The organism is Streptacidiphilus pinicola (assembly GCF_003258295.1).
GTDB classification, from domain to species: domain Bacteria; phylum Actinomycetota; class Actinomycetes; order Streptomycetales; family Streptomycetaceae; genus Streptacidiphilus; species Streptacidiphilus pinicola.
This window is the reverse complement of record NZ_QKYN01000235.1, coordinates 1-6188: the sequence shown is the minus strand read 5'-3', so window position 1 is coordinate 6188 and position 6188 is coordinate 1. Positions and strand designations below refer to the sequence as shown.

At 74.2% G+C, this 6188-nt stretch carries 4 protein-coding genes and 2 pseudogenes; 4 read left to right on the top strand and 2 right to left on the bottom strand.

Translation table 11 applies throughout. The features are described 5' to 3' along the window. The 3 genes from cobT to DN069_RS38240 all read left to right on the top strand — a co-directional run. Positions 1-1864, top strand: a 1864-nt coding sequence (cobT, locus tag DN069_RS38250) for a nicotinate-nucleotide--dimethylbenzimidazole phosphoribosyltransferase (RefSeq protein ID WP_116513724.1), incomplete at its 5' end; no start/stop codon positions are given. Between the two features lie 273 nt (positions 1865-2137). After that, positions 2138-3364 carry a uroporphyrinogen-III C-methyltransferase gene (cobA, locus tag DN069_RS38245; RefSeq protein WP_111507852.1) on the top strand — a complete coding sequence of 409 codons (1227 nt, stop codon included), beginning with the start codon at positions 2138-2140 and terminating at the stop codon, positions 3362-3364. A gap of 23 nt (positions 3365-3387) precedes the next feature. Beyond that, on the top strand, positions 3388-4191 hold the full coding sequence (locus DN069_RS38240) for a TrmH family RNA methyltransferase (RefSeq protein ID WP_111507851.1): 804 nt from the start codon (positions 3388-3390) through the stop codon (positions 4189-4191). Positions 4192-4210: 19 nt separating this feature from the next. On the opposite strand, the gene DN069_RS38235 is transcribed toward DN069_RS38240, so the two are convergent. Next, a complete protein-coding gene (locus DN069_RS38235) occupies positions 4211-4996 on the bottom strand; it encodes an amidohydrolase family protein (RefSeq protein WP_111507850.1) in 786 nt (261 codons plus the stop codon). Between the two features lie 102 nt (positions 4997-5098). On the opposite strand from DN069_RS38235, the pseudogene DN069_RS42225 reads away from it, so the two are divergent. Continuing rightward, positions 5099-5410: pseudogene (locus DN069_RS42225) on the top strand (MerR family transcriptional regulator); the annotation flags it as partial. A 53-nt stretch (positions 5411-5463) separates the two neighbouring features. Here DN069_RS42225 and DN069_RS42220 read toward each other — a convergent pair. After that, positions 5464-6188: pseudogene (locus tag DN069_RS42220) on the bottom strand (hypothetical protein); the annotation flags it as partial.

Sequence of the window (6188 nt, the reverse complement as noted above, 5' to 3'; positions counted from 1 at the left end):
GGCGGCCGGCGAGCCGGCCGCCCAGGGTGACGCCGAGCAGGTCGTGCCGGCCGAGGCCTTCGCGGAGTCCCCGGAGTCCGCCGGGCTCGCGCCCGAGGTGGACGACCTCGGCGACGCCGCCCCCGCCTACGACGAGGACATGCGCGAGGCGGTCCACCGCGTCATGCGCGAGCGCCGCGACATCCGCAACGGCTTCCGCTCCGACCCGATCCCGCACGAGGTGCTGATCCGCGTCCTGGAGGCCGCGCACACCGCGCCCAGCGTCGGCTACTCGCAGCCCTGGGACTTCGTGGTCATCCGCTCCGCGAAGACCCGCGCCCGGATGCACGAGCTGGCCGAGCGTCAGCGCGACGTCTACGCCGAGTCGCTCCCCAAGGGCCGCGCCAAGCAGTTCAAGGAACTGAAGATCGAGGCCATCCGGGAGACCCCGGTCAACATCGTGGTCACCGCCGACCGCACCCGCGGCGGCCGCCACACCCTGGGCCGGCACACCCAGCCGCAGATGGCGCCGTACTCGGCCGCCCTCGCGGTGGAGAACCTCTGGCTCGCCGCGCGCGCCGAGGGCCTCGGCGTCGGCTGGGTCAGCTTCTTCGACGAGGAGGAGCTGGTCCGCGAGCTCGGCCTGCCCGAGCACCTGGAGGTCGTGGCCTACCTCTGCGTCGGCTACGTCAACGAGTTCCCGGACGAGCCGGAGCTGGCGCAGGCCGGCTGGGCCAAGAAGCGTCCGCTCTCCTGGGTCGTCCACGAGGAGACCTACGGCCGCCGCGCCCTGCCGGGCGAGGAGCCGCACAGCGTGCTGCAGGAGACCCTGCGCGGCATCCGCCCGCTGGACGCCAAGGCGCTCGGCGAGGCCTGGGACCGCCAGAAGCGGATGACCAAGCCGGCCGGCTCGCTCGGCATGCTGGAGATAATCTCCGCCCAGCTCTGCGGTCTCTCCCGCAAGTGCCCGCCGCCGATCCCGGAGCCGGCGTGCGTCGCGATCTTCGCGGGCGACCACGGCGTGCACGCCCAGGGCGTCACCCCGTGGCCGCAGGAGGTCACCGCGCAGATGGTCGGCAACTTCCTGGCCGGCGGCGCCGTCATCAACTCCTTCGCCAGTCAGCTGGGCGCCGAGGTCTGCGTCGTCGACGTGGGCGTCGCCTCCGAGCTGCCCCCGGCGATCGACTCCGGCCGTACCACCGGTCTGCTGCCGCGCAAGGTCCGTCCCGGCACCGCCGACATGACGCAGGGCCCCGCGATGTCGCGCGAGGAGGCCATGCGCGCGCTCGAGGTCGGCATCGAGACGGCGCGGGACCTGGTCGCGGCGGGCAACAAGGCGCTGGTCACCGGCGACATGGGCATCGCCAACACCACGGCGGCGGCCGCGCTGATCTCCGTCTTCACCGGCGAGGACCCGGCGGCCGTCACGGGCCGCGGCACGGGCATCGACGACGAGACCCACGCCCGCAAGGTCGCGGTCATCCGTCAGGCGCTGGACCTGCACCGTCCGGACCCGTCCGACCCGATCGGCGTGCTGGCCGCGGTCGGCGGTCTGGAGCACGCCGCGATCGCGGGCTTCCTGCTGGGCGCGGCGTCGCTGCGCACCCCGGTCATCCTCGACGGCGTGATCGCCGGCTCGGCGGCGCTGGTCGCCAAGGCGATCGCCCCCGAGGTCCTGGCGGCGTGCATCGCCGGCCACCGGTCGGCGGAGCCGGGCCACAAGGCCGCTCTCGCGAAGCTGGGTCTGCGTCCGCTGATCGACCTCGACCTCCGCCTCGGCGAGGGCACGGGCGCGCTTCTCGCCCTGCCGCTGGTCCAGTCGGCGGCGCGGGCGATGCACGACGTGGCCACGTTCGACTCGGCGGGCGTCACCGAGAAGCACTAGCCCCTTCCCGGGCGAATCGCTTCTGCATGTGAGTACCGCAGGGGCGCGAGGAACTGTGCGCCCAGCCACGTGCGGCGGATCACCTTTCGCTGCCGCATGTGGTTGCACTATCTAAAGAGCGAGCACCACTGATGAGCGGTCGGCGCTGCCCGCTCGGCGTTCGAGGTCGCGGGTGGTTCCTCGCGCCCACGCCGCGGCGCCGCGTCATCGGCAGAGCCCCGCGCCCCTGGTGTGTTCCCCACGTCCGTACCAAAGTTCTCCGGAGTGCCGCTGATGCCCACCGCACCGCTCGACGACGACACCACCCCGCCGTACCCGGTAGGCCTGCGCCTCGCCGGCCGCAGGGTCGTCGTGATCGGGGGTGGCGTGGTCGCGCAGCGCCGGCTGCCGGCGCTGCTGAACGCCGGGGCCGACGTCGTGGTGGTCTCGCCGGAGACCACCCCCGCCGTGCAGGCGATGGCGGACTCGGGCGAGCTGCGCTGGGAGCGGCGTGCGTACCAGGCCGGTGACCTCGCCGACGCCTGGTACGCCATGATCGCCACCTCCGACCCCGAGACCAATGCCGCCGCAGCGGCCGAGGCAGAGGCCGAGCGGATCTTCTGCGCGCGTAGTGACGACGCCTCCGCCGCCACCGCGTGGACCCCGGCGAGTGGGCGCGCGGAGGGGACCGTCGTCGCGGTGCTCTCCGGTGACCCGCGACGTTCCGTCGCCCTGCGCGACGCCATCGTCGGCGGCCTGCGCGACGGCAGCCTCGCCGCCGCGCACCACCGGGGAAGGACCGCAGGGGTCGCGCTCGTCGGCGGCGGCCCGGGTGACCCGGAGCTGATCACCGTGAAGGGCCGCCGGCTCCTCGCCGAGGCGGACGTGGTCGTCGCCGACCGCCTCGCGCCGCGCGAGCTGCTGGACGAGCTGCCGCCGAACGTCGAGGTGATCGACGCGTCGAAGATCCCCTACGGCCGATTCATGGCGCAGGAGGCGATCAACAACGCGCTGATCGAGCACGCCCGGGCGGGCAAGTTCGTGGTGCGGCTCAAGGGTGGCGACCCGTACGTCTTCGGGCGCGGCATGGAGGAGCTGATCGCGTGCGTCGAGGCCGGCGTGCCGGTCGTCGAGGTGCCGGGCATCTCCAGCTCCATCAGCGTGCCGGCCGCCGCCGGGATCCCGGTGACGCACCGCGGCGTGACGCACGAGTTCAGTGTCATCTCCGGGCACGTCGCGCCCGAGGACCCGCGTTCGCTCGTGGACTGGGACGCGGCCGCGAGGATGCGCGGCACGCTGGTGCTGCTGATGGCCGTCGAGCGGATCGCGGCGATCTCCGCCGCGCTCGTCGCGGGCGGGCGTGCGCCGGAGACGCCGGTCGCGGTGATCCAGGAGGGCACCACGGCCGCGCAACGGGTGGTGCGGGCGACGCTCGCGACGGTCGCCGAGGTCGTCGCGGCCGAGGAGATCCGGCCGCCGGCGATCGTCGTGATCGGTGACGTCGTCGCCTTGGCAGTTTGAGGCCGAACGGGCAGGATCGACCCGTGGCCGAGCTCATCACCATCGAGGACCCGGAGGACCCGCGCCTCCACGACTACGTCGCGCTCACCGACGTGGAACTGCGCCGCCGCCGCGAGCCGGAGGAGGGCCTGTTCATCGCGGAGGGCGAGAAGGTGATCCGGCGTGCCCGGATCGCCGGGTACAAGATGCGGTCGATGCTGCTCTCGGCCAAGTGGGTCGACCAGATGAAGGACGTCATCGACGAGGTCCCCGCGCCCGTCTACGCCGTGACGCCCGCCGTCGCCGAGCAGGTGACCGGCTATCACGTGCACCGGGGTGCGCTCGCGTCGATGCAGCGGAAGCCGGCCGCGCCGGTCAAGGACGTGCTGGCGGGCGCGCGCCGGGTCGCCGTCTTCGAGGACCTGGTCGACCACGCCAACACCGGCGCGGCCTTCCGCAACGCCGCCGCGCTCGGCGTCGACGCCGTGCTGCTCAGCCCGCGCTGCGCCGACCCGCTCTACCGACGCTCCGTCAAGGTCTCCATGGGCGCCGTTCTCAGCCTTCCCTACGCCGTCCTCGACCCCTGGCCGGACGGGCTGACCCTGCTGCGTGACGCGGGCTTCACCATCGCGGCGCTCTGCCTGGCGGACAACTCCGTCTCGCTGGACGAGTTCGCCGCCCGGCGGCACGAGCGCGTCGCGCTCGTCTTCGGCACCGAGGGCAACGGCCTCAGCACGGCCGCCCTGCGGGCGGCGGACGAGTGGGTCACCATCCCCATGTCCAACAACGTCGACTCCCTCAACGTGGCCGCCGCCTCGGCCGTGGCGTTCTACGCGACGCGCCCCTGACCGGAGGCCCGGAGCGGACTCAGAGGCCCAGCAGCTCGGCGAGGGTCCCGCCCAGGACCCGGTCGCGCAGCGCGCCCGGCTTGGTCACGCGCTCGACGGCCGCGCGGGCGAGGACCGGGTCGCCGTAGGGGGCGTCGGATCCGAAGAGCGTGCGGTCGGGGACTTCCGTCACGGCGAGCCGCACCGCGAGGACCACCCCGGCCGTCGAGAGGTCCAGATACAGGTTGGGCGTCTCCCGGGCCAGCTCGATCGCCGTCAGCCAGTTCAGCCCGCCGAGCTGACTGATCACCAGCGGCACCCGCGGATGCCGGCGGGCGAGGGCGGCCAGCGTCGCCAGATCCCGGGCGGTGGTGGGGGCGTAGCCGTGGACGACGACCGGCAGCCCGCCGTGGTCCGCGGCCGCGGCGAGGACGGGCTCGACGAGCTCGGCCCGGTCCGGCGGCGGGGTGAGCTCCCCGACGCCGCGGAACCCGCGGCCCAGGACCTCCCGCTCGACCTGCGCGGCGATCTCCTCCGGGGCCACGTCCAGCCGGACCTTGCCGAATCCGATGAAGCGGTCGGGCTGCGCCGCGACGGCGGCCTGCAGCTCGTCCCACGCCGTCTCGTACGCGTCGGCCCCGGTGGCCGCGCCGCTGACCGTCTCGTGCAGCACGGCCATCTCGTGTCGGAACGACGCGAGGCCGTCGGCCCGCTCCGGATGCGGCCGGGTGCCGAGCAGGACGGTCCGGTCGACGCCGGCCTCGTCGAGCAGGGCGAGGTGGCCGTGGACCGGGTCGTGCACGTGGCTGTGGGCGTCGATGATCAACGGAGGTCTCCTGGTCGGACGGGTGGCGGCGGAATGCCGCCGACGTCGGCCAGTGTTGAACATTGACACGGTGGCAAGGTCAAGACGAGGGGGCGCGGACCGATGCGGATCGGGCAGCTGGCGGAACGGACGGGGACGAGCGAGCGGTTGCTCCGCTACTACGAACGCGTGGGCCTGCTCAGCTCGGCGAGGCTGCCCAACGGCTACCGCGCCTACGAGCCGGCGGCCGAGCAGACGGTCCTCCGGATCCGGGCGTTGCTGGCCGCGGGGCTGCCCACGGCCGTGATCCGCGAGGTGCTGCCCTGCGGCCGCTCCGACGGCTCCCTCCGCGCCTGCCCGGGGGTCCTGGAACGGCTCCGCGACCGGCTGGCCGATCTCGACGACCGGGCGGCCGAGCTCGACCGCGCCCGCGACACCCTCCGCGCGGCGATCGCCGCCACGGAGAACCGGCCTCGGACCGAGCTGCCTCAGCCGTTCGCGGGGGAGCCGGTCGGGGAGGAGCCGAGGGCCTGGGCCGGGGTGGAGGGGGACGCCGGGGGCGAGGAGGCCGAGCCGGTGCCGGGCCAGGTCTCGGTCATGGTGCCCTTGGCGGCCACCGTGTAGCGGGTGGTGCTCACCGTGCGGCCGCCGCTCTGCGGCGTGTGCTCCTGCCGCAGCACCGAGCCGTTCTGGATCTGCCAGACGCTGGTGCCGTTGGGGTCGCCCGTGGTGGCGTGAGCGGCCAGCAGAACCGGTTCTGCACCCTGGCGTACCCGGTAGAGCTCGATCATGTCCTCGGGCACGGCCCGGTCACGCCGGGTCAGCACGACGACGGCCGCCGGTTCGCCCTGGTAGCGGGCGGGCAGCACGGTCGTGAGCGTCACCGGCGCTCCGGGGGCGGTGCCGTGACCGTTCGACAGGTCGATGCGCGAGCCGTCGGCCGGGTCCTGGTACGAGCGCGAACCCCAGTCCACCGCCGTGACCGCGGTGGCCTCCGCGTCGCCGGCCGGGAGGGCGGTCAGGCCCGCCGCGGCGTCCTGGGCGACGGGTGTCGCGCCCGCGGACGCGGAGGCGCGGGCGCCCTGCGACGGCGACACCGGACCGCTTCCCTTGGCCGTGCGGTTCTCGCAGCCCTGCGCGGCCGCGATGGCCAGCGCCACGCCCAGCGTGACCGTGATGAACACGATCAGCCGCTGCCGGAGCAGCCGGCGCC